The organism is Fusobacterium massiliense (genome assembly GCF_900095705.1).
Taxonomy (GTDB): Bacteria; Fusobacteriota; Fusobacteriia; order Fusobacteriales; family Fusobacteriaceae; genus Fusobacterium; species Fusobacterium massiliense.
In genome coordinates, this window is record NZ_LT608327.1 from 459,732 (window position 1) to 482,454 (window position 22,723).

Here is a 22,723-nt window from a genome sequence, read left to right on the forward strand (position 1 = left end):
AGGGGATAAAATGGAAATACTAGATAAGCTACTATTAAAAGAATTAGTAGAAATCACAAAAACTTTAGAGATAGAAAATATCTCTGGTCATAAAAAAGAAGATTATAAAAATGCTATAACAAGTTTTTTAAATGATTATGATACAGAAATCGTATTTGGACTTTTAGAAATAGCTCCAGATGGATATGGCTTCATCAGACAAACTACAAATGGAAAAGACGCTTATGTTTCAGCATCACAAATTAGAAAATTCAAATTAAGAAGAGGAGATTCTTTACTATGTGAAGTCAGAAAACCTATTGGTGATGAAAAAAATTATGCTCTAAGAAGATTAATTAAAGCTAATGGTGTTGATCTTGAAACTCTTGAAAATAGAGTTCCTTTTGAAGATTTAACTCCTTCATATCCAAATGAAAAATTTGAATTAGGTCTTGAAAAAACTAATATTTCAGGTAGAATTTTAGATTTAGTTGCACCTATTGGAAGAGGTCAAAGATCTCTTATAATAGCTCCTCCAAAAGCTGGTAAAACTACTTTTATAAGTTCTATTGCTAATTCTTTAGTAAAAGGAAAAAAAGCTGATGATGTTTGGATCTTACTTATAGATGAAAGACCTGAAGAAGTTACCGATATAAAAGAAAATGTCGAAGGAGCTCAAGTATTTTCATCTACGTTTGATGATGATCCTAAAAATCATATAAAAGTTACTGAAGAACTACTTGAAAAGGCTAAAACAAAAGTTGAGGATGGACAAAATATTGTTATATTATTAGACTCATTAACTAGACTAGCAAGAGCATACAATATTGTTATGCCATCTAGTGGAAAATTGCTATCCGGTGGTATAGATCCAACTGCACTATACTATCCTAAGAATTTTTTTGGTGCTGCAAGAAATATTAGAGGTGGAGGAAGTCTTACTATCATTGCAACAATACTTGTTGATACTGGCAGCAAAATGGACGATATTATTTACGAAGAATTTAAGTCAACTGGTAACTGTGATATCTATTTAGATAGACAACTAGCTGAACTAAGGATATTTCCAGCTATTGATATAACAAAATCTGGAACAAGAAAAGAAGAATTACTTTTAGATAAAAAACAAATAGATAACATTTGGAAGTTGAGAAGAGTTTTAAATGATTTTGACAATAAAATGAATGCAACCTCAGCACTAATAAAAGCAATGAAAATAACTAAGGACAATAATGAGTTACTGAATAATATTCCAAAAATATTATTTTAACTAGTATGGAGTAATTTTATGAATAAAAAAATAAAAAAAATTATATCTTATTTACTAATATTGCTTATAGTAATATTTAGCTTTAGGTTATATATAAATTCAGATAGAGAAATAGTAAACTATGAAAACTTTACAGATTACTTCCAAGCTGGAGAAGCAGATAACGGTGGACTAGAAATTGCCGATTCAAACTTTACAACTTTTACTAAAGACTATACTTTCATTAAAAAAGAGGAAGAAAAAGTTGAAGAAGAAAAGAAAAAACCAGTAAAAAAAGAAGTAACAACTGTTCAATACAAAGTACAAAAAAGAGATAATGTTGCTAGTATTGCTAAAAAATTTGGTGTTAGTCAAGATACTATAAAAATGAATAATACTGATGTCATGAATGGTCGATTGAAAGTAGGTTCTACTCTTACATTCCCATCTCAAAATGGTCTTTACTATAAAATACAAAAAGGAGAAACTCTTTCAAAAATAGCTAAAAAATATGGTATAAGTGTAGTTGATATTGTTGATAATAATAATATTAACCCAAAAAGATTAAAACCTGGTACAACTCTATATCTGAAAAATGTAAGTCTGAAAAAGTTTCAAGATGTTGAAGAAAGATTAATAGCAGCTAGTAAACCTAAAGAAAAAGTTAAAGAAAAGGATAAAGAAAAAGTAAAGGGGTCAAAAAAGGACTCCCACCAAACAACTGATACATCTATTCCTACAACACATGAATCAAAAGCTTCTAAAGAAACAGCTGTTGAGGAAGAAAATGACTATACACCTCATGAAAGTGAAAGCTTTGCTTTCCCTGTTAGGTATGCTGGAGTATCAAGTCCTTTTGGTAACAGATATCACCCTGTTTTAAGAAGATATATTTTACATACAGGTGTCGACTTAAATGCTAAATATGTTCCATTAAGAGCAGCTAAAGATGGTGTTGTTACTTTTGCTGGTTATATGAGTGGGTATGGAAAAATTATTATTATAAAACATGCCAATGGATATGAAACTAGATACGCTCATTTAAGTGTTATATCTACAAATGTTGGAGAACATGTTAATCAAGGAGATTTAATCGGAAAAACAGGTAATTCAGGTAGAGTTACTGGTCCACATCTACATTTTGAAATAAGATACAATGGAGTTCCAAAAAATCCAATGAAATATTTAAGATAATTAAAATAAGGTAAAAATAACTAATTTACATCTTAGTAATGAAGTATTTTTACTTTATTTTTATTTCTATAGGAAAGTATAAATTAAAATAGCAAAAATAGTTTTGATGTCCGTATTAGTCTAAAAAACCTATGTTAATTGAGCTCGTAGAACTCATACGGCTGTCAAGAGACTTTGCTTAATAGGAGAAAAAATGAGAAAAAATACTCGTGTAATTAATGTGAAAAATTTAAAAATTGGTGGTAATAATCCAATTATAATTCAATCTATGACAAATACCAATTCAGCAGATGTTGAAGCAACTGTAAGGCAAATTAATGAATTAGAGCTTGCAGGTTGCCAGTTGGTAAGAATGACTATAAACAATACAAAAGCTGCTGAGGCCATAAAAGAAATTAAAAAAAGAGTAAATTTACCTTTAGTGGCAGACATCCACTTTGACTATAAACTTGCAATTTTAGCTGTTGAAAATGGCATTGATAAATTAAGAATTAATCCAGGAAATATTGGTTCTGATGAAAATGTAGAAAAAGTTGTAAAAGTTGCCAAAGAAAAAAATATTCCAATAAGAATCGGTGTAAATTCTGGCTCAATTGAAAAAGAAATTTTAGAAAAATATGGAGCTCCTTGTTCTGATGCATTGGTCGAAAGTGCACTTTACCATGTAAGACTACTTGAAAAATTTGATTTTCACGATATAGTCATTTCTTTAAAAGCTAGTAATGTAAAAATGATGGTTGATGCTTATAGAAAAATTAGTAATATTGTTGACTATCCTTTACATTTGGGAGTAACTGAAGCTGGAACTAAATTTCAGGGAACTGTTAAGTCTTCAATAGGTATTGGTGCTTTATTAGTTGATGGGATTGGAGATACATTAAGAGTGTCTTTAACAGAAAATCCAGTTGAAGAAATAAAAGTTGCAAAAGAAATTTTGAAAGTATTAGATCTATCAGATGAAGGAGTAGAAATTATTTCTTGCCCAACTTGTGGTAGAACTGAAATAGATCTTATAGGACTTGCAAAACAAGTTGAAAAAGAATTTGAAAATGAAAAAAAGAAATTTAAAATAGCAGTTATGGGTTGTGTTGTAAATGGACCTGGAGAAGCTAGAGAAGCTGACTACGGTATTGCAGCTGGAAGAGGAATTGGGATACTATTTAAAAAAGGAAGTATTATAAAAAAAGTTAAAGAAACTGAGTTACTTGATGAACTGAAAAAAATTATTAAAGAAGATATAAAAGTTTAAACTTTTTAGATATTTTCTTCGTCTAATTTAATAAAATAACATAATGAGGTATAAAATGGATTTTGATAACATTTATGAAGAATATTTCGATAGAATCTATTATAAGGTCTTGAGTGTTGTCAAAAATGATGATGATGCTGAAGATATCTGTCAAGAAACATTTATAAGTGTATATAAAAACTTATCTAAATTCAGGGAAGAAAGTAATATATATACTTGGATTTATAGGATTGCTATTAATAAGACCTATGATTTTTTTAAAAAAAGAAAGTTGGAGTTTGAGATAAATGAAGATGTTTTATCTCTTCCTGAAGATATCAATTTTGATACTTCTTTAATCTTAGAAGAAAAATTAAAACTTATCCCTGAAAAGGAAAAAGAAATAGTATTAATGAAAGATATTTATGGTTATAAACTAAAAGAAATAGCTGAAATCAAGAATATGAATTTATCTACTGTTAAATCAGTTTATTATAAGGCTATTAAAGATATGGGAGGAAATTAATATGTCACCTAAAGAGAGAGTAAGAGCAAATGTATATAAAGCTCTTTTAGAAGAAGAAAAAAGAAGAAACAAAAAAATGTCAATATTTTCTGTTGGATTATTTTTTGTTGGAATGGTAACAGTTTCTACTTACAATTTATTTTTAGATAAACCTAATACATTGAATAACACTTCATCTGTTGCTTCTATGGTTCAGGTTGATAAAGAGGAGTTAATATCTAGTATGTATGATAATAACAATATCGTATCTAAGAAAAATGTAGAATTAAATCCAGATGAATTATTTATATACAATACACAAATTTAATTAGGGGGATAGTTTAATAATGAAGAAAATTTTTACAATGTTATTCCTTTCTTTTTCTTTATTCTCTTTTGCTTCGGAAGAAAATGGATTAGGAATAGTAGATGATGCTGACCTAAAAGCTGTTGGTGTCAAAGTTGAAAATATTAAAAAAGCTAAGGAGCTTATGAATCAAGTTTCTAGTAATTATCAATTAAAGGTTTTAGAAAGAAGACAACTAGAACTTCAAATTAATAAATATGTTCTTGATGGACCAGAAAAATATATGAAGCAAATTGATGATATGTTTGATAAAATTGGTGCTATAGAAGCTACAATTCTTAAAGAAAGACTAAAAAGTCAAATTCAAATGAAAAAATATATTACTACTGAACAATATATGAAAGCTAAAGAAGTTGCTTTAAAGAGATTAGCTAAATAATTATTATATGTTATAAAAACTATTGTTTTTTATACTATTAGTGAAAAACAATAGTTTTTTTTATTCTGTAAGAAAAAGTATAAATTTAATATTAAAAAAGTCTCTTGACGTCCGTATGAGTTCTACGAGCTCAATGAACACAGGCTCTTCGAACTAATACGGACGTCAGAGACTAATTTTCTTTATTTATAATAATAGATTTTATTTATTGGAGATGATTTTGAGTGATTTATAATCTGAATATCCTAGGATTTTTATTAATAATTTTAGCATTCTTTTTAGGAATAAAATTACCTGATTGGGATTTTAAATTAAGATTAAAACATAGAAATATTTTAACTCATAGTCCTTTTTTGACTTTTATCTTTATTTCTTTATATGAATTAAAGACTGCTTATTTTTTTAAATATTTCATAGTTGGGTTTTCTAGTGCTATTGCAGTCCACATAATATTTGATTTATTTCCTAAAAAATGGAGTGGAGGAGCATTATTAAAAATTCCAATTTTTAGTATTAGTTGCTCTAAAAAAACTACAATTTATTTTTTTTGGATAACTGTTATTTTAAGTGAATTCTTAGCTGTATTTTATATAACTGATATCAATGAATTTATATTTCTTTCAATTTTAGTTATTTATACTTTTATAAAAAAAATAAGGTATGAGAAAGTATTTTTTAGACCAACTTTAATATTTTTTACTTTATATATTGCTTTAGGTATGTTAAAATTTAATGTAATGTATAGTTACTTAATTTATTTATTAAATTAAATAGCTATAAAGGAGGATAATAAAATGATAAAAGTCGGAAAAAGACAAAAATTAGTTATAAATAACTTTTCAAATGTAGGAGCATACCTTTTTGCTGGAACAGATGATGATAAAGACAATATATTATTGCCTAACAATGAAATTGAGGGTAAAGATTTAAAAGAGGGAGATGAAGTTGAAGTTTTAATTTATAGAGATTCTGAAGATAGACTGATAGCTACCTTTAGAAAAACTGAAGCATTAATTGGAACTTTAGCTAAATTGGAAGTTGTTGATAACAATCCAAAATTGGGTGCTTTTATGGATTGGGGACTTAATAAAGACTTAATGTTACCTAATTCTCAAAAAGAAACTAAGGTTGAGATTGGAAAAAAATATCTTGTTGGTCTTTATGAAGATAGCAAAGGTAGAATATCTGCTACAATGAAAATTTATAAGTTCTTAATGCCTTCTTCTAGTATATCTAAAGGAGATATAGTAAATGCCACTGTTTATAGGATAACAGATGACATTGGTGTTTTTGTTGCTGTTGAAGATAGATATTTTGGACTTATTCCTAAATCTGAATGTTATGATGAAACTTATAATGTTGGAGATGAGTTAGTCTTAAGAGTTATTCGTGTTAGAGAAGATGGTAAAATAGATTTAAGTCCTAAGAAAATTATATCTGAACAAATGGAAAAAGATGCTGAAAAGATTTTAAGTAAAATGAAAATATTAAAAGATAAATTTTTATTTAATGATGAAAGCTCACCAGAAGATATAAAAGAATACTTTGGAATTAGTAAAAAAGCATTTAAAAGAGCCATTGGAAATCTATTAAAGAATGGTCATATAGAGAAAAAAGAAAACTACTTTATAATAAAAAAATAATTATTGAAACTGTATAATAGGGGGTATTTTATGTATTCTACAATGAAAGAAAGATTTTTTAGATATGTTAAATTTGAAACTCGTTCAGATGAAAATAGTCAAACTATTCCATCAACAGAAACTCAACTTAAATTTGCAGAAATGTTAAAAAAAGAGTTAGAAGATATAGGTTTAGAAAATATTTTTATTAACAAAGCATGTTTTGTTAATGCTACTTTACCTTCTAATATTGACAAGAAAGTTCCTACCATAGGTTTTATTGCTCATATGGATACTGCTGATTTTAATGCTGTTGGAGTCAATCCTCAAGTTATAGAAAATTATGATGGTAATGATATTGTTTTAAACAAAGAAAAAAATATTATTATGAAAGTTGATGAATTTCCTAATTTAAAAAATTATATTTCTAAGACACTTGTAACAACAGATGGTACAACTCTTTTAGGAGCTGATGATAAGGCTGGAATAACTGAAATAGTTGAAGCTATGAAATATCTAATAGAACACCCTGAAATAAAACATGGAACAGTTAAAGTAGCATTTGGTCCAGATGAGGAAATTGGAAGAGGAGCAGACTATTTTAATGTTGATGAGTTTGGAGCTGATTTTGCTTATACTATGGATGGTGGTCCTTTAGGAGAATTGGAATATGAAAGTTTTAATGCAGCACAAGCAAGTTTTAAAATAAAAGGTGTTAGTGTACATCCTGGAACAGCAAAAGGAAAAATGATTAATGCCAGTCTTGTTATAAATGAAATAATAAATATGTTCCCTAAAGATGAAGTTCCTGAAAAAACTGAAGGATACGAAGGCTTTTTCTATTTAGTTGAAGTAAAATCAACTTGTGAAGATGGAGAATTAATTTATATTATAAGAGATCATAGTAAAGAAAAATTTGAAAATAAAAAAGAATTTATTAGAAATATAGTTAAAAATATAAATGACAAATATGGAAAAGAAATAGTTACTGTCGAATTAAAAGATCAGTACTATAATATGGGAGAAATCATAAAAGATCATATGTACGTTGTAGATATAGCTAAGGATGCTATGGAGAATTTAGGTATAAAGCCTATTATTCAACCTATTCGTGGAGGTACTGATGGTTCAAAAATATCATTTATGGGCTTACCTACTCCTAATATTTTTGCAGGTGGAGAAAATTTCCATGGAAAGTATGAATTTGTTTCTTGGGAAAGTATGAAATCTGCAACTGATGTAATTATAGAAATAATAAAATTAAATGTTTTAAAAGAATATAAATAAATTTTAATTTGTTGATTTAAAAATAGTTCGTTATAACCAGATTTCTTAACGATTAAAAATCAAGAGTTCGCTACAAATTTGGCAAAACTCGCTAACTTGCTAACAAGTTAGCTCAAACACGCCAAGATTTGTTCGGCTCACTCTATTTGATTTTTAATCTAAAATCTGGAAAAATAACTCACTTATTTTTAAATTATCCAAAAGATAGCCCCGATGTCCGTATTAGTTCGAAGAGCCTGTGTTTATTGAGCTCGTAGAACTCATACGGCTATCAGGGGCTATAATAAGGTTGATAAATTAAAATTTATTTTACTTTCAGAAGGGATTGATATATGAAATTTTTACCAACAACAAGAGAAGAAATGAAGCAACTAGGTTGGGACAGCATAGATATTTTACTTATATCTGGAGATACCTATCTTGATACTTCATACAATGGAAGTGCTTTAGTTGGAAAATGGTTAGTTAAGCATGGCTTTAAAGTTGGAATTATTGCTCAACCTGAAGTTGATGTTCCAACTGATATAACTCGTTTGGGTGAACCTAATTTATTTTTTGCTATTTCAGGGGGTTGTGTAGATTCTATGGTGGCAAACTATACTGCTACTAAAAAAAGAAGACAACAAGATGACTTTACTCCTGGGGGAATAAATAATAAAAGACCTGATAGAGCTGTTTTAGTTTATTCAAATATGATAAGAAGATTTTTTAAGGGTACAACAAAAAAAATAGTTATAAGTGGTATTGAATCAAGTCTTAGAAGAATTACACATTATGACTACTGGACTAACAAATTAAGAAAACCAATTTTGTTTGATGCTAAAGCTGATATTTTATCTTATGGTATGGGAGAGATTTCCATGCTTTCTTTAGCTAAAGCTCTTCAAAATAATGAAGATTGGACTAATATAAGAGGTCTTTGTTATTTATCAAAAGAGCCAAAAGCTGAATACATATCTATACCTTCTCATGCTGAATGTCTAGAAAGTAAAGATGCCTTTAGTAAAGCTTTCCATCATTTTTATCTTAATTGTGACCCTATTACTGCTAAAGGGCTTAATCAGAAATGTGATGATAGATATTTAATACAAAATCCTCCTTCAGAAACTTATTCTGAACAAATTATGGACGAAATTTATTCGATGGAATTTGCAAGAGATGTTCACCCTTATTATAAAAAAATGGGTATGGTTAGAGCTTTAGATACTATTAAATATTCTGTAACAACTCATAGAGGTTGCTATGGGGAATGTAATTTTTGTGCCATAGCAATTCATCAAGGAAGAACTGTTATGTCTAGAAGTCAGAAATCTATTATTAACGAGGTTAAAGATATATCAAATATTCCAAAATTTCATGGAAATATTTCCGATGTAGGTGGACCTACGGCTAATATGTACAATGTTGAATGTAAGAAAAAATTAAAATTAGGTGCTTGTCCTGATAGAAGATGTCTTTATCCTAAAAAATGTCCTCATCTACAAATAAATCATAATCAACAAGTAGAACTATTAAAAGAGCTTAAAAAAATTCCAAAAATAAAGAAGATTTTTATTGCCTCTGGTATAAGATATGATATGATACTTGACGATAATAAATGTGGACAAATGTATTTAAAAGAAATTATTAAAGACCATATATCAGGTCAAATGAAAATAGCACCTGAACATACTGAAGATAAGATATTAGGATTAATGGGAAAAGATGGAAAGTCTTGCTTAAATGAATTTAAAAATAAATTTTATCAAATTAATAAAGAACTAGGGAAAAAACAATTTTTAACATATTATCTAATTGCTGCTCACCCTGGTTGCAATGAAAATGATATGAAGGATTTAAAAAGGTATGCTTCTCAAGAATTAAAGGTTAATCCTGAGCAGGTACAAATATTTACTCCTACTCCATCAACATATTCTACATTAATGTATTATACCGAAAAAGATCCTTTTACTGGAAAAAAATTATTTGTTGAAAAAGATAATGGAAGAAAACAAAAACAAAAAGATATTGTTACTGATAAAAAAAATAGTAAAAATTTTAGGAGTGACATTAATTTTTGATTTAAAATAATAAATTGAGAGTGTAAAAATTATTAAGCAACTCTAATTATAAAAAAAGTTCACAGTCTCTAATAAAGCCTCTTGACAGCCGTATGAGTTCTACGAGCTCAATGAACACAGGCTCTTCAAACTAATACGGACATCAGAGACTAATTTTCATTTTTTAATTTTATATTTTTCTACAAAAAAAAGCTGTTACAAATGTAACAGCTTTTCTATTTTATTCAAAATTATTTAAAACTATTTAGTAGCTTTATATTTTTTGATTTCTTCAGTTAAGATAGGTAAAATTTTATGTAAATCTCCAACTATTCCTAAATCTGCAACTGAGAATATAGGTGCAAATCTATCTTTATTTATAGCTATAATAAATTCAGATTCTTCCATACCTGCAACGTGTTGGATAGCTCCAGAAATTCCACATGCAAAGTAAACTTCTGGTCTAACTGTTTTACCAGTTTGTCCAACTTGTCTATCATGAGGCATATTTCCAGCATCAACTTGAGCTCTTGAAGAAGAAACAATACCACCAATTTCTTTTGCTAAATCTTCTAGTAATTCGAAGTTTTGTTTTGCTCCAACTCCTCTTCCTCCAGAAACAAGTATTTTAGCTTCAGAAATATCTACTTTATTTCCTCCTTCTTTAACAACTTCAAGTACTTTTACTTTTAATTTAGAAGTATCTAATTCTACAGAGAAATCAACGATTTGTCCTTCTCTTCCTTCTAATTTAGCTATTTTTTTCATAACTCCTGGTCTAACAGTAGCCATTTGTGGTCTATGATCTGGAGAAACTATTGTTGCCATTAAGTTTCCACCAAATGCAGGTCTTGTCATACCAAGTTGTCTTTCTTTATCTTTTAGTAATTCAAGTTTTGTACAGTCTGCTGTAAGTCCTGTTGCTAATCTTGAAGATACTCTTGGTGCTAAATCTCTTCCTAAAGTAGTTGCTCCAAATAGAACTATTTCAGGTTTTTCAGTTGTAATAACAGAGTTTAAAACTTGAGTATAAGCTTCAGTATCAAATAATTTTAATTCAGGTCTATCTACTACTAAAACTTTGTCAGCTCCAAATTCTACTAGTTCTTGAGCAAGATTTTTTACATCATGTCCAATTAATACAGCAGTTACTTTTGCTGCATCTGGATGATTAGCTTTTATTCCAGCAATTTTTGCTGTCATTTCTTCATCTTCTTCTAAAGTAGCTGCTACAACATCTATTGTATTAAATGCAGTTTCTTGTTTACCAGAAAATTCTGATAATTCATCTCCAGATTCTTTTAATGCTAATTGTTTATTAATATCGTGTGCTAATTCTGTTGCTTTTCCTAATAATTCTAATCCTACATTTTGTAGTACACCTTCTCTTTGTTCAGCATACACTAGGATTCCTTTATAATCATTTAAATTCATATTATTTTCTCCTTTGTCAATTAGATTAGATTATAAATTTTTCTTTTAATTTTTCTAATATAATATTTGCTGCTTCTTTAGCATCAACTTCATGTAATACTCCAGGTTCTTTAACTCCCTTAGTAAATGATTTATTTACTTTTGTTGGTGATCCAGCTAATCCAATTTTTGCAGGATCTACATCTATATCATCAAATGTCCAAGTTTCTATTGGTCTGTCAAATACATCAACTATAGCTCCAACATTCATATATCTTGGTTGGTTAGCTTCAGCAAGAACTGTTACTAATCCAGGAGTAGGTAATTCTAATAAGAAGTATCCATCTTCAGTTGCTCTTTTTATAACAAATGATTTTGTATCTTCTTTATATTTCATTTCTTTTACATAAGATACTTGTGGTAATCCTAAGTGTTCAGCAATTTGTGGTCCTACTTGAGCAGTATCTCCATCTATTGCTTGTCTTCCTGCAACTATTAAATCTATATTTTCTATTTTTCTAATTGCAGCTGCTATTGTATTAGAAGTTGCTAAAGTATCAGCTCCTCCAAATTTTCTATCTGTTATAAGGATAGCTCTGTCAGCTCCCATTGCATAAGCTTCTCTTAATATAGCTTCTGCTTGAGGTGGTCCCATTGTTATAACTATAACTTCTGCTCCATGTAAATCTTTTAATTTTAGAGCTTCTTCTAGTCCACCTTTATCATCTGGGTTCATAATACTAGGAACTCCATCTCTGATAATTGTTCCTTTTACTGGATCTATTTTAACTTCAGTTGTATCTGGAACTTGTTTTATACAAACTACTATTCTCATCTTTATTCCTCCACATGTAATTATTTTATAATATTAGCTGCTATTACCATTCTTTGAACTTCTGAAGTTCCTTCATAAATTTCTGTAATCTTAGCATCTCTCATCATTCTTTCAACTGGATATTCTCTTGTGTATCCATATCCACCGAATATTTGAACAGCTTTAGTTGTAACTTCCATAGCTGTTTCTGCAGCAAATAATTTAGCTCTTGCAGCATCTACTGAATATGGTAATCCATTTGTTTCTCTGAATGCAGCTTTATATACTAATAATCTTGAAGCTTCTACTTTTACATCAAGATTAGCTATTTGGAATTGAGTATTTTGGAATTGAGCTAATGTTCTTCCAAATTGTTTTCTTTCTTTTGCATATCCTATAGCTTCATCTAAAGCTCCTTGAGCTATTCCTAATGCTTGAGAAGCAATTCCTATTCTTCCTCCATCAAGAGTCATCATAGCAATTTTAAATCCTTTACCTTTGTCACCTAATAAGTTTTCTTTAGGTATTCTACAGTTTTCAAATATCAATTCACAAGTTGCAGAACCTCTGATTCCAAGTTTCTTTTCTTTTTTACCAATAGAGAAACCAGGTGTATTTGCTTCAACTATGAAAGCTGATATACCTTTTAATCCTTTAGATTTATCTGTCATTGCAAATACTACATATACATTAGCATACCCAGCATTTGTTATAAATATTTTAGAACCATTTAAAATCCATTCTCCAGTTTCAGGATCTTGAACAGCCATAGTTTGTTGTCCAGCAGCATCAGTTCCAGCATTTGGTTCTGTAAGTCCGAATGCTCCTATCCATTCTCCACTAGCCATTTTTGGTAAGTATTTTTGTTTTTGTTTTTCATTACCAAATTTTAAGATTGGCCAAGTTCCTAATGATGTATGTGCAGATACAATAACTCCAGTAGTTCCACAAGCTCTTGATAATTCTTCAACAGCCATAGCATACATTAAGTAATCTCCTCCAGCACCTCCATATTGTTTAGGTATAGGGATTCCCATTATTCCAATTTTAGCCATTTTTTCAACAGTTTCAACTGGAAATCTTTCTTCTTCATCTACCTCCGCAGCAATAGGTTTTACTTCTTTTTCAACAAATTCTCTAATCATTTGTCTAAAAAGTTCATGTGTTTTAGGTACATTAAATTCCATTATTTTCCTCCTCATTATGGATTTTATAAAAACTTTGTTTTAATTCTACATTTTATTTATACTTATGTCAAGTATTTTATATACTATTACATACTTTTTTAAAAACACTAGACATATTGTTTGTATATTGAACTTTAATATATAATTTTATTATTTTAAAATAAATATGATATAATATTACACACAAAGGAGTGATTAAATTATTATGAACAACAATCTTGAGAGTGTTATTCCTCTTTTAAATAAAAAATTAAAAATTATACAAAGGAGTGATTATTTTAACTTTTCTATTGATTCACTACTTGTTTCTGAGTTTGTATCTATAAAAAAAGATACAAAAAATATCATAGATTTAGGAACAGGTAATGCTGTTATACCCCTTTTTTTATCTAAAAAAACTTCAGCAAAGATATTTGGTATGGAAATACAAAAAATATCTTTTGAACTTGCTCAGAGAAATATTAACATTAATAATTTAAATGAACAAATATATATAATATATGATGATATGAAAAATTATAAAAAATATTTCTTAAATGGTAGCTTTGACATTGTAGTTTCAAATCCACCATTTTTTAAATTTAATGGAAATAAAGAATTATTAAATGATTTAGAACAATTAAGTATTGCACGACACGAAATAGAGATTACTTTAGAAGAATTAATACAAACTGCTTCTCTTTTAGTAAAAGATAGAGGATATTTTTATCTTGTTCATCGTGCTGATAGATTAACTGAAATTATTTCTGCTTTACAAAAATTCAATTTTGAAGCAAAGAAAATAAAATTTTGTTATACAACCGAAAATAAAAATGCTAAAATTGTTCTTATTGAAGCTATTAAAAGTGGTAAAGCTGGTTTAACTATTTTACCACCATTAGTTATTAATAAGAATAATGGAGAATATACCGAAGAAGTATTGGAAATGTTTAAATAGAGGTGAAATATGGAATATGATGTTTATGTCATGAAAATATTAACAACAGCAAATTTGATTGGAAAAATTTTACTTACAAGTGGTGCTGAAACATATAGAGTTGAAGAAACTATATCTTTAGTTTGTAAAAGATTTGGTTTAAAATCTGAGTCTTTTGTTACTATGACTTGTGTTTTAACTTCTGCTAAAAAATCTAACGGAGAAATCATTACAGAAGTTAATAGAATTTACACAATATCTAACAACCTTGATAAAATAGATAGGATTCATAAAATAATTTTAAATATTAATAATTACACTTTAGAAACCTTACAAAAAGAGATAAATATATTACAAACACAGACTATTTATAAAAATAGAACTATATTGATTTCTTATTCATTAGCCGCAGCTTTTTTTGCTCCACTTTTTGGTGGTGATTTTTATGATGCTATAATTGCTGCATTAGGTGGAGTTATTGTTTTCTATATGACAAAATTTGCTAATATATTAAAAGTTAATAACTTTTTTATAAATACATTAGGTGGCTTTCTTATAACCATATTTTCAATTTTAGCTACAAAAATAGGCTTTTTAACATCTCCTTCTTATTCTGCAATAGGAATACTTATGCTTTTAGTGCCTGGTCTAGCTTTAACAAATGCCATAAGAGACTTGATTAATGGTGATTTAATAGCTGGAACATCTCGAACTATGGAAGCCTGTCTTGTTGGTTCAGCTCTAGCTATAGGTACTGGTTTTGCTTTATTTACTATGTCTAAAATTTCTTAGGAGGAGAATATGTTATATTTACAAGTTTTATATGCTTTTTTCTCAACAGTATTTTTTGCAATAATTTTTAATTTAACTGGTAGGAAAATTTTATATAGCAGTATCAACGGTGCTTTAGGTTGGTTTACCCATCTTTTTTTCTTCTATGAATTAAAGTATACAAAAACTGCTTCATATCTTATTGCAGCTATTGTTATAACAATTTTTGCAGAAGCAGTTGCAAAAAAGGAAAAAAATACTGTAACTTCCACTTTAATTCCAGCATTAATACCCTTAGTTCCTGGTGGTGGAATATATTATACGATGTCTAATTTTGTTGAAAATAATCTTGTTCAGGCTTTTGCCAAAGGAAAAGAAACATTATTTTTAACTGTTGCTTTAAGTGTTGGAATATTTTTAGTTTCAACTTTTTCTCAAATTTTCTACAGAACTTTAAAATATAGTAAAGTTATAAAAAAATATCCTTATTTAAAAAATAAAAATAAAGTCTCTTAATAGCCATATGAGTTCTAGGAGCTCAATTAACAAAGTCTCTTCGAACTAATACGGATGTTAGAGACTAATTTTTATTTAAATTTATACTTTTCTATACAATAAAAAAGAGAATTTTTAAGTTTTTATTCTCAAAAATTCTCTCAATTATGCTAAGTCATAGTCTAAACTTTTTCATCAATACTATTTGATAAATAATATATTATCATAGCTATTTCTTAAAAAATCTCTTGGTTCTTTTACACATCAAACTTTTTAAACTCCTCAAGAATAAAGAAAAAAGATTTAGTAGTTGAATTAAAATTCAACTACTAATTTTTTTAAAAATTATAAATTATTAATTTTAACTATCATTCTTCTATATGGATCTTTTGGTAATGATATAAATTTTTTCCATCCAATTAACGCTTTTTTATACTCAATAGTAGGACATTCCCAATCTTCCCAATATCCTTGATTTTGCTCAAATTTTACTACATCCTTATATATCAAACATAGTAATTCCTCCTTCTGATACTTCTATTTCATTATTTTCTAATTTTCTTATATCTTCGAGAATAGAAATGGTTCCACGTAAAGATAAAAATCGTACTGTATTCGCAAAATATTTAGAGTAAAAAATATTATATCTTTCTGGATCTTTTATTCTAGCCACTGGCCACATAAGACTATTATAGGAAAATATAACTTTCATATTAAATACCTCCATTATAAAGTGGAAAAGCTGTAACTTTACTTTTATTTACATAACCTTTTATCTTTACTTGTATTATAAATACACAAAGTATTATCTATATAACCTCCTTATATAATAATATATTTAGATTGATAAAGGCAACCTATAATCTTTTCAATAACCCTTTACCATATCTCTTACTGCTTCTTTTAAGTCTTCTTCATTAATTGTTCGAGCTTTAAACTGTCTACCTAGTTCTTCCATTCTTGAGCCTGTTACATTATAGAAACTTGTACTCCATCTTTGTGCTCTTAGATTTTCAAATACATTTCTTTTATCTTCTCCTGGTAGATTTACAGTATTTTTTACTACATTTCCTATATCTGTAATTTCATTTTTAGCTTTTTGTAAATCTTCTTTAAAGGCTTCTGGATTTAAAGCATATTTAATAGTTTGAGATTCAATAAAGCTATATAAATAATTTTCAATTTATATAGTTTTTCTTTAAATTATTTAATTATATATTCTTTTCTTTCTGGCAAGAAGCCTTTTGTTTAAGTTCCGTTGTCAATACTTTATTTGATTCTTTTAACTTCTTCAGTTATATTTGTTATTTTTACTATCTCTTCTGAAAGATTTAAAAACTATTAAAAGAAAAATAAAAATAATCCCATAATATACACTAATACTGCTGTAATATATTGAAAAAAATAAATAAAAGTAGAAATTAGACCTATCTTAAAAATCTCATCAATTATATTTTTCCAATTTTTTATCTTTATTTTAATTTTATGAATAAAAATAAACAAAACTTCAATTGAAAGAAAAACTATAACTATAACTATTTTTCTACTTGAATAGAAAAAAAGTGGTTCTTTAGATACATAAAAAAATATTATTATTAAATTTGTTAAAATAAAATATTTTTTTAATTTATACTCTATTTTAGTTTTAAATTTTTTTTTACAAAACAGAAGTATAATATTATAAAAAATTATTAATAAAGCATAAAACATTTCAACATAGATAAATACATCTGAATAATGTAAAAATCCTACATTTTTTTCAACTAATAACTTCAAATCTAAATTTATATATATATTTCTTAATATTATTATGATTGTAGCTACTACAAAAATTTCATTAAAACTGTAACAATTCTTTTTAGTCATATATAGTAACTCCTTTTTCTTGCATAAAAGTCTCTACATTTTTTAGTATTATTCCTTTTTCAATTATAATATCTTTTGAAGAACTATAACTAAATTTATTTGTTTTTTTATCTAAAATATAATAATTTTCCTCTTCTTTTTCATCTTCAAAAGATAAAAAGAAAAATGCAAAATAACTATTATTTTCTCCAATTTTTTCTAAATTTTCAAATTCATATTCAAGAAAAATTAATTTATAGTTTTCTCTAAAAGTTTTTTCTAAAATATATTCAGTAATTTTATTTTCATCTGTAAATTTATAAATTTTTTTTTCTTTTATTATCATAAAAAATGAAGTTATTGAATAAACTAGAATTAAAATTAAAAATAATTTCTTATTTTTTAGAATTTTCATATGTATTTCCTTTACTATTAGCTTTTTTTATCTCACTTGTTATCCCAAAAAAACTTATTTCATTTAAGTTACTAACTTTTTTATTAATCTCTATTTCTTTAACTTCTGTTTCAAAATAAAATCCTTTTCCTCCTTTAAATTCTTTTTTTCTATCTTGCTTAGCATTTGATAATGGATTAATATTTTTAACATCATCAAATTTATCTTTATACTGAAATAATATTTTTATATTTACATCATATTTTCCATCTTTAGTTTTAGTAATAGTTCCATAAGTTGATTGAAATAAGGTTGTAGTACCAAATGCATAAAAATTCTCTATCTTTAGTAAAATTAACAGCATTCCTCATTTTTTCTCTATTATCATAATCTAGTGTAAAAGTTTCATTTTCATTCATTTGTTTTTCCCAATATTTAACAATTTGATCAATATTTTTTGTAGTTTCTCTTCTTAAGAAAAGTAAATCTATTTTTTTATCTGAAACAATATCATCTAATACTAATACTTCTCTTGTTTCTAATTTCTTTTTATTTTTTATGTTTACCTCTTCTTCCCTTGTTTTTAAAACTAAACTTCTAATTTCAGGAGAAGCACCATATATTGAAAGTAAATTTTTTGAGACTTCAGAAATCATAGTGCTTGTACTTATTTCTTTAGACATCTCTTTGACCATATTTCTTTTTGCATTTCTTTCATTTTCCTCTTTATTTAGTTTATACTCTCCTAATTCTAAATTTTCTTGATAAATTTCTTTATATTTTAAAATATTTTCTTTATCTTTTAATATTTTAAAATCTTTTTCCATTTTTTCAGCATTAAAATCTGCTATAGTATCAAAAATCACTTCTACTTTATCTATTTTAGGAAGTCCTTCTTCTCTATAGTATTTTTTAAATTTTAAATCTTCAGGACTTATATAATCTCCAACATTTTCCCCAAAATCAACATTAGAATAATCTTTTCCATCACTCTTTAATTCTATGGCTTTATCATTCTTACTATATTGTTTCTTAAAGTAATCATTTGTTGGCTTTCCTAAACTTTCTAAACCTTTTTGACTTCCATCTGGAACTACTTTTTGTCTTCCTTCTTTCTTTCCTATTACATGGCTTTGCTCTTCAGCTATTGTTCCTATTACTCCTGCTTTTGTACTATTAGCTGGTGATTCAGTATTTACTAGAATATATCCTATTCCTGTTTTCTTATCTATATAAGCTGTTCCATCTTTTATATATTTATTTCCATTTTTATCTACTCCAATTAATTGTGGAGAGTTACTTGGGTCTGTATAGATTACCTTTACCTTATAATCTAAATCTTCTGATACTCCTTCAAAGGCTTTTGCGATATCATCTTGATTTTCTGCTATATCTAATCTTGAATCTATTACATTTAATATTACTTTAGCCTGTCTTACTTCTCCAAGTTGTTCTAATATATTTCTGTCTTCTTTTCCTTGTAAATTTACTGTACTATCTACTGCATGGTAAATATCATGTATTTCATTTTTAGCTTTTTGTAAATCTTCTTTAAACTTTTCAGGATTTTTTATATAGTTAATTGTTTGAGATTCTATATTTATATCTGTTTTAAAATCTCTATCTTTTGTTATTTCTGTCATAGAGCCTAAATCTTTATTGATTTCATCTCCAGAAGATTTTCCTATTTCTACATTACCTATTACTGTATTCTTTGTTATTCCTTCTTGTTTTCTATCAGAATAATTTACTCCTAGACTTGTTATTCCAGAAGTTGATACTCCTACTGAACCACCTACTGTTTTTAATTTATCTACATTTTCTAAGTTATGTCCTACATATTCATCTATTGATAGTTTTCCATTTCCACTTGTACCTATCGCAGCAGCTGTATTTTCTACCTTTTCTACTTTTAAATTACTTCCATCTCCTATTATGAAAGTACTTGCATTATCTACAACTCTTCTTTCTCCATTTGTTTGTGAATAGTTTGCACTTCCTGATGGCATTCCATTTGGTGCTATACTTAGACTTCCTCCTACTGTTCTTCCTTTTGTTATAGATGTATTTTGTTTACTTTCAATAGTTAGATTTTCTATATTTCCACTAACTGTTCCACCTTCTTGATTAAATCCAGAAAGAGTCATATTTTTTGTATTATTATGTACTTCATCTACATTTACAAATCTACCATTTTGGTAAGTAGTTCCATTGGTATTCATTTTTGATTTAGAAGCTGAAATACTTACTCCATTTCCTTCAGTTTGTATTCCATCTCCATAACCTATAGTTACTCCTGTTGATATTCCACTACTTTTGCTACTTGATGAAGAATAGTTATTTAATTCAACAGCTGTCTTATTAATATTTTCTACATTATTATAGATAATTTTAGTATCTTGTGCTTGTGTTCCAACATATTCAACATTCTTTACATTTTTCTAACAGTTCATTTTCATAATAGGTATCTCCTAATCTTTTCACCCTATCCCATTTTTCTTCATAGCCTACTCTTTTTATGAAGTAATCACTTCCATAGAAACTATCTTGATTTATATATTTAAGTCTAATTTCCATAATTTAGAAAATGTAAGTAATAGATAGCCTAAAATCTTTAAGCTATCTATTCCAAACTACTACTAAAATTACATTGAAAATGATTTTAGTCCAGCACTTTCATAATAAATATGTATATTGTCTCTTTTTATTATTAAACTTTTATTTGTCTTTAAATCTTTTATATAGATATCTATATAAAATCTTCCATCCTCTAATGAATCATAAACTTCTGCATTTTTTCCTAAAATTCTTAAAAATTCCTTTTGTAATGGATAAATCTTTCTAATAATTTTTTCTTTTGTTTTTTCATCAATATAGGGTTCTGCAAAATCTTCTAATTCATTTAAATTTTTATTTATTTCTGCTATTCCTATTATTTCATCATTAAAACGAAAATTAATTTTTTTTAATTCTAAATTTATTGGTTCTGTATATTTTATATATAAATCTGTACTATACATAAAACTAATTTCTTTTAATTCAGGGTAATCTTTTAATTTTACTTTACCTGTTTGATCTAAAATACTATAATTATTTTTAGGAACTATATATGTATATTGTGATATAAAAGCTATGAAACCTAATAATAAAATTCCACTTATAGAAAATATCCATATTAATTTTTTTTTTAATTTCATTCTTCTTTCTCCTAATTTATAAACTATTTTTAGTTTATCATTTTATAAATTTCGTTTTTTCTTTTATTTTCAGCTGTTTCTTCAATTTTATTTATAATTTCTTTTAATTCATTAGATGAAACACTATCTTTTTCTCTTGTATTTAATTCCTTTTCTATTTCTCTATAATATTTTTGAATTTTATACCCAAATATAAAACCTCCTATTTCTTCTCTTTCTTCTCTTGTTGTTGGATCATTTGGACCTGTCCCATACTTTTTCCACAAATTAATATCTTTTACATGACTTACAAAATCTATTGGATTTTTTACTACACTTTTATATGTATGAAAATTGTAAGTTCCTGCAACTACTGGGTCATATACTGGTTTATTACTTTGATCTAATATTACTTCATAACCATCTTCATTTACATATTTTTTATAACGAGTTTCTTCACTAAAAATAAAATATATTATTCCATTTTTCTTCTCAATATTATGATAGATAGCCTGATTAGCCTCTATTTCTTTTAATCTTAATTTTTCTCCATTATCTCTTGTAATTTCAATATAGCCTTTTCCTATTTTATCAATAGTCTTTGCTTTTACAAAGTGTTTAGCTTGATAAAAATAATAATTTGTTTGTTCTCTATATTCATAATCTTCGTTATATTTTTTCCAATCAACCTTATATAATTTTTTTTCATCAATTTTATTGATAGTTTCCTGTATTTCTTTTTCTGTATATGGTTTATCTGTAAATTTTAGATCACGAGTTCCAATACTATCTTCATTTATTCCCAATCTTAAATCATATCTAAACAGTTTGTATCCTTCATTAGCTTTATCCCCAACTTTTTCTCCAACATCAGCATTACTTAAATCTATTCCATCTGTTGCTAGTTTTATCTTACTGTTGTTATCTTCTCCAAACTTTTTCTTTACATATTCATTTGCTGGTCTTCCTAAAGTTTCTAAACCTTCTTCATCATTTGAATTATCTTCTGCTACTTTCTTATCTTGTCTTCCTTCTAAAGCATCTTTTCCATGAGCTACTTCTTCTGTTACAGTTCCTAATAATTCCTTTATGTCTTCTATTTTATTTACATCTATTGGTATTAATACTTTCCTATTTTTTCTATCTACTATATAGGATGAACCTGTACTTCCCTTAGATTTTTTTGGCATTGTAAATTCATCTAAGTATGCTACTTCAAAGTCTATTCCTATATCTTTTCCATAGCCCTTTACTATATCTCTTACTGCTTCTTTTAAGTCTTCTTCATTAATTGTTCGAGCTTTAAACTGTCTACCTAGTTCTTCCATTCTTGAGCCTGTTACATTATAGAAACTTGTAACCCATCTTTGTGCTCTTAGATTTGCAAAGATAGTTTATATAAAAAGCTATATAAATATTTTTCAATCTATATAGCTTTTTCTGATTTTAATCTACTTCTATTATTTCTTCATATTCTTCATAATTTTCTGGAATTTTTTTCTTTCTAAATTCTATCCATTTTTTCATTAATTTTAACATACCTTTTCTTGATATTTCTGCTTTTCCCTCCTCATTATCTGGATCAAACACCCAATAAATATGAACCTTATCTTTAAGAAAATCTGCTCCCCATACTTGACCATCTAATCCTGAAGATTTTCTTTTATCTAACTCTCCACATATTTCAGTTAAATTACTTTCAAAATTACTAATATCATCTATATAACATCCTATAATAATTTCATTTTGTGTTTTATTAATAGGAGCACAAATTAAATCAATTTTTTCATGTACAGTTTTTTTTAAAATTTTTTCATAACAGAATTTAAACTTCATTTTTCCTCCTGATTAAATTATTTATTT

25 protein-coding genes and 2 pseudogenes are annotated in these 22,723 nt (G+C 27.0%); 13 read left to right on the forward strand and 14 right to left on the reverse strand.

Translation table 11 applies throughout. The features are described from left to right. The first annotated feature begins 10 nt into the window (after nucleotides 1–10). From rho to BQ2505_RS06595, 10 genes are all read left to right on the forward strand, one after another. On the forward strand, nucleotides 11–1,249 hold the full coding sequence (gene rho / locus BQ2505_RS06550) for a transcription termination factor Rho (protein WP_074016969.1): 1,239 nt from the start codon (nucleotides 11–13) through the stop codon (nucleotides 1,247–1,249). An 18-nt stretch (nucleotides 1,250–1,267) separates the two neighbouring features. Further along, entirely contained in the window at nucleotides 1,268–2,422 is a 1,155-nt protein-coding gene (locus BQ2505_RS06555; RefSeq protein WP_074016970.1) for a peptidoglycan DD-metalloendopeptidase family protein, read from the forward strand. Nucleotides 2,423–2,615: 193 nt separating this feature from the next. Further along, complete coding sequence (gene ispG / locus BQ2505_RS06560; RefSeq protein ID WP_074016971.1) at nucleotides 2,616–3,671, forward strand: flavodoxin-dependent (E)-4-hydroxy-3-methylbut-2-enyl-diphosphate synthase; 1,056 nt, start codon at nucleotides 2,616–2,618, stop codon at nucleotides 3,669–3,671. 55 nt (nucleotides 3,672–3,726) lie between these two features. Beyond that, entirely contained in the window at nucleotides 3,727–4,176 is a 450-nt protein-coding gene (locus BQ2505_RS06565; RefSeq protein WP_074016972.1) for an RNA polymerase sigma factor, read from the forward strand. Nucleotide 4,177: 1 nt separating this feature from the next. Then, nucleotides 4,178–4,483 (forward strand): hypothetical protein, encoded by a 306-nt coding sequence (locus BQ2505_RS06570; protein WP_074016973.1) that lies wholly within the window; start codon nucleotides 4,178–4,180, stop codon nucleotides 4,481–4,483. A gap of 19 nt (nucleotides 4,484–4,502) precedes the next feature. Further along, nucleotides 4,503–4,901, forward strand: a complete 399-nt coding sequence (locus BQ2505_RS06575; RefSeq protein ID WP_074016974.1) for a hypothetical protein — start codon at nucleotides 4,503–4,505, stop codon at nucleotides 4,899–4,901. A 224-nt stretch (nucleotides 4,902–5,125) separates the two neighbouring features. Further along, nucleotides 5,126–5,671 (forward strand): hypothetical protein, encoded by a 546-nt coding sequence (locus BQ2505_RS06580; RefSeq protein ID WP_074016975.1) that lies wholly within the window; start codon nucleotides 5,126–5,128, stop codon nucleotides 5,669–5,671. A 24-nt stretch (nucleotides 5,672–5,695) separates the two neighbouring features. Then, nucleotides 5,696–6,544: a CvfB family protein gene (locus tag BQ2505_RS06585; protein ID WP_074016976.1), complete on the forward strand. Its 849-nt coding sequence runs from the start codon at nucleotides 5,696–5,698 to the stop codon at nucleotides 6,542–6,544. Between the two features lie 30 nt (nucleotides 6,545–6,574). After that, on the forward strand, nucleotides 6,575–7,810 hold the full coding sequence (gene pepT, locus BQ2505_RS06590) for a peptidase T (protein ID WP_074016977.1): 1,236 nt from the start codon (nucleotides 6,575–6,577) through the stop codon (nucleotides 7,808–7,810). A gap of 332 nt (nucleotides 7,811–8,142) precedes the next feature. After that, entirely contained in the window at nucleotides 8,143–9,870 is a 1,728-nt protein-coding gene (locus tag BQ2505_RS06595) for a YgiQ family radical SAM protein (RefSeq protein ID WP_074016978.1), read from the forward strand. A 240-nt stretch (nucleotides 9,871–10,110) separates the two neighbouring features. Here the strand turns inward: BQ2505_RS06595 and BQ2505_RS06600 are convergent, their stop codons facing one another. The 3 genes from BQ2505_RS06600 to BQ2505_RS06610 are packed head-to-tail and all read right to left on the reverse strand — an operon-like array spanning nucleotide 10,111 to nucleotide 13,263. Continuing rightward, a complete protein-coding gene (locus BQ2505_RS06600; RefSeq protein ID WP_074016979.1) occupies nucleotides 10,111–11,283 on the reverse strand; it encodes an electron transfer flavoprotein subunit alpha/FixB family protein in 1,173 nt (390 codons plus the stop codon). Between the two features lie 25 nt (nucleotides 11,284–11,308). Further along, complete coding sequence (locus BQ2505_RS06605) at nucleotides 11,309–12,097, reverse strand: electron transfer flavoprotein subunit beta/FixA family protein (RefSeq protein ID WP_074016980.1); 789 nt, start codon at nucleotides 12,095–12,097, stop codon at nucleotides 11,309–11,311. Nucleotides 12,098–12,117: 20 nt separating this feature from the next. Further along, entirely contained in the window at nucleotides 12,118–13,263 is a 1,146-nt protein-coding gene (locus tag BQ2505_RS06610) for an acyl-CoA dehydrogenase (RefSeq protein WP_074016981.1), read from the reverse strand. 205 nt (nucleotides 13,264–13,468) lie between these two features. On the opposite strand from BQ2505_RS06610, the gene BQ2505_RS06615 reads away from it, so the two are divergent. From BQ2505_RS06615 to BQ2505_RS06625, 3 genes are read left to right on the forward strand one after another with little or no spacing between them, the layout of a single operon-like run. Further along, entirely contained in the window at nucleotides 13,469–14,200 is a 732-nt protein-coding gene (locus tag BQ2505_RS06615; protein ID WP_074016982.1) for a tRNA1(Val) (adenine(37)-N6)-methyltransferase, read from the forward strand. Between the two features lie 9 nt (nucleotides 14,201–14,209). Then, nucleotides 14,210–14,971 (forward strand): threonine/serine exporter family protein, encoded by a 762-nt coding sequence (locus BQ2505_RS06620; RefSeq protein ID WP_074016983.1) that lies wholly within the window; start codon nucleotides 14,210–14,212, stop codon nucleotides 14,969–14,971. A 9-nt stretch (nucleotides 14,972–14,980) separates the two neighbouring features. Then, the gene (locus tag BQ2505_RS06625; RefSeq protein ID WP_074016984.1) at nucleotides 14,981–15,466 is read left to right on the forward strand and encodes a threonine/serine exporter family protein; all 486 of its coding nucleotides are present in this window, start codon (nucleotides 14,981–14,983) and stop codon (nucleotides 15,464–15,466) included. Between the two features lie 324 nt (nucleotides 15,467–15,790). On the opposite strand, the gene BQ2505_RS08725 is transcribed toward BQ2505_RS06625, so the two are convergent. From BQ2505_RS08725 to BQ2505_RS06665, 11 genes and pseudogenes are all read right to left on the reverse strand, one after another. Then, a complete protein-coding gene (locus BQ2505_RS08725) occupies nucleotides 15,791–15,955 on the reverse strand; it encodes a hypothetical protein (protein ID WP_154662207.1) in 165 nt (54 codons plus the stop codon). After that, nucleotides 15,945–16,157 carry a hypothetical protein gene (locus tag BQ2505_RS06630; RefSeq protein WP_074016985.1) on the reverse strand — a complete coding sequence of 71 codons (213 nt, stop codon included), beginning with the start codon at nucleotides 16,155–16,157 and terminating at the stop codon, nucleotides 15,945–15,947. Before BQ2505_RS06630 ends, BQ2505_RS08725 begins: the two co-directional genes overlap by 11 nt. A gap of 159 nt (nucleotides 16,158–16,316) precedes the next feature. Then, a pseudogene (locus BQ2505_RS09105) lies at nucleotides 16,317–16,604 on the reverse strand (hemolysin); the annotation flags it as partial. A gap of 182 nt (nucleotides 16,605–16,786) precedes the next feature. Then, on the reverse strand, nucleotides 16,787–17,311 hold the full coding sequence (locus tag BQ2505_RS06635; protein ID WP_074016986.1) for a hypothetical protein: 525 nt from the start codon (nucleotides 17,309–17,311) through the stop codon (nucleotides 16,787–16,789). Then, complete coding sequence (locus BQ2505_RS06640) at nucleotides 17,304–17,705, reverse strand: hypothetical protein (RefSeq protein ID WP_074016987.1); 402 nt, start codon at nucleotides 17,703–17,705, stop codon at nucleotides 17,304–17,306. Before BQ2505_RS06640 ends, BQ2505_RS06635 begins: the two co-directional genes overlap by 8 nt. Next, entirely contained in the window at nucleotides 17,686–18,048 is a 363-nt protein-coding gene (locus BQ2505_RS06645) for a hypothetical protein (protein WP_235817378.1), read from the reverse strand. Before BQ2505_RS06645 ends, BQ2505_RS06640 begins: the two co-directional genes overlap by 20 nt. 1,174 nt (nucleotides 18,049–19,222) lie before the next feature. Next, nucleotides 19,223–20,122: pseudogene (locus BQ2505_RS09110) on the reverse strand (hemagglutinin repeat-containing protein); the annotation flags it as partial. Next, nucleotides 20,106–20,261 carry a hypothetical protein gene (locus BQ2505_RS08730; RefSeq protein ID WP_154662208.1) on the reverse strand — a complete coding sequence of 52 codons (156 nt, stop codon included), beginning with the start codon at nucleotides 20,259–20,261 and terminating at the stop codon, nucleotides 20,106–20,108. The gene BQ2505_RS08730 and the pseudogene BQ2505_RS09110, both read right to left, overlap by 17 nt. Before the next feature lie 68 nt (nucleotides 20,262–20,329). Next, nucleotides 20,330–20,881, reverse strand: a complete 552-nt coding sequence (locus tag BQ2505_RS06655) for a hypothetical protein (protein WP_074016988.1) — start codon at nucleotides 20,879–20,881, stop codon at nucleotides 20,330–20,332. A 29-nt stretch (nucleotides 20,882–20,910) separates the two neighbouring features. After that, on the reverse strand, nucleotides 20,911–22,188 hold the full coding sequence (locus BQ2505_RS08955) for a hypothetical protein (protein WP_235817379.1): 1,278 nt from the start codon (nucleotides 22,186–22,188) through the stop codon (nucleotides 20,911–20,913). Between the two features lie 118 nt (nucleotides 22,189–22,306). After that, a complete protein-coding gene (locus tag BQ2505_RS06665) occupies nucleotides 22,307–22,696 on the reverse strand; it encodes a DUF5376 family protein (protein ID WP_074016989.1) in 390 nt (129 codons plus the stop codon). Between the last annotated feature and the right edge of the window lie 27 nt (nucleotides 22,697–22,723).